Source organism: Kitasatospora nipponensis, assembly GCF_039528135.1.
GTDB classification, from domain to species: Bacteria; Actinomycetota; Actinomycetes; order Streptomycetales; family Streptomycetaceae; genus Kitasatospora; species Kitasatospora nipponensis.
This window is the reverse complement of record NZ_BAAALF010000498.1, coordinates 1-1,102: the sequence shown is the minus strand read 5'-3', so window position 1 is coordinate 1,102 and position 1,102 is coordinate 1. Positions and strand designations below refer to the sequence as shown.

The following is a 1,102-nucleotide window of genomic DNA, read 5'->3' as shown; positions in this document are numbered from 1 at the left end:
GGCCTCACAGACCCGGGTCACCAACTCCCGCATGACGACGCGCTCCGGGTGACTCGCGTGGTAGACCTGCCCGCCCGGCACGGGCTCCCAGCACTGCCGGGCCAGCGCCGCGATCGGCCGGGCCAGGTCCTCCACCGCGTTGGCCGACATCCTGGCCCGCCCGCCGTCGATCCAGTGCGGCAGCCGGTCCAGCAGATCCACCACCGCCGGGACGACCCAGGTGTCACCCGTCCCGTAGACCAGGTGCGGCCTGATCACCACACCGCCCGCCGCGAGCACCGCCCGTTCGGCCGCCAGCCTGGTCCTGCTGGTCTCCGATCCGGGCACCAGATCCGGCTGATACTCCGTCAAGTTCCGGTGTACGCCGTCCCGGTAGACCGCTGTAGTACTGAGGTAGAGCACTCGCCGAACCCCCGCCCTGGCGGCTTCGGCGAGCAGTGCCTCGGTACCCAGCTGGTTCACCCGGCGCAGGGAATCCGGGTCACCACCGATCTGTGACGCGAGATGAACGACCGTGTCCACACCTTCGCAGGCGCCGTACAGGGAGGCGGCGTCGGCGAGATTGCCGTGGAACGGTTGCACGGTGCCTAATTCGGCCAGTGGAAGGGAGCGACGATTCGTCAGCACTTTGACCGGAGCGTCCGGTGTCGTCTCGGCCGCGATCAGACCGAGCACCCGACTTCCGATGAATCCGGTGCCGCCGGTGATCAGCACACCTTTGGGGTGTCCCACCGTCAGCCGACCTTCTGGACCGCGAGCAATTCCTCCCGGGATTCCTCCCGGACGATCTGGCGGGTCATCAACTGGCCGGTGGCGACCGAGACTCCGTCCTGTTCGACGGTGACCCGGACGCTCAGCTCGCCGTTCGGGCCGATCGGCCCGGGGAATGCCCGGACGAATACCGGCAGGTGCAGTTCCGCGTAACGGATGAAATTGGTGTCCATCTCGAACGGGGCCACCGCGGCCACGCCGGCGACGCTGTTCGCGGCCTGCCGCATCGCCTCGACGATCACCATGCCCGGCACGTGGTCGACCGGGTGGTCGAACAGCACCGGGTGCCGGCGGTCGGCCTGGAGCCGCCAGGTGTACCACTCGCCGGTGG

2 protein-coding genes are annotated in these 1,102 nt (G+C 69.0%); both read right to left on the bottom strand.

All coding sequences use genetic code 11. The annotated features are described in order from the left end of the window. The coding region (locus ABD323_RS41465; RefSeq protein ID WP_344447261.1) for an NAD-dependent epimerase/dehydratase family protein at positions 1–732 on the bottom strand (732 nt) is incomplete at its 3' end. 2 nt (positions 733–734) lie between these two features. Continuing rightward, the coding region (locus ABD323_RS41460; RefSeq protein ID WP_344447260.1) for an AfsA-related hotdog domain-containing protein at positions 735–1,102 on the bottom strand (368 nt) is incomplete at its 5' end.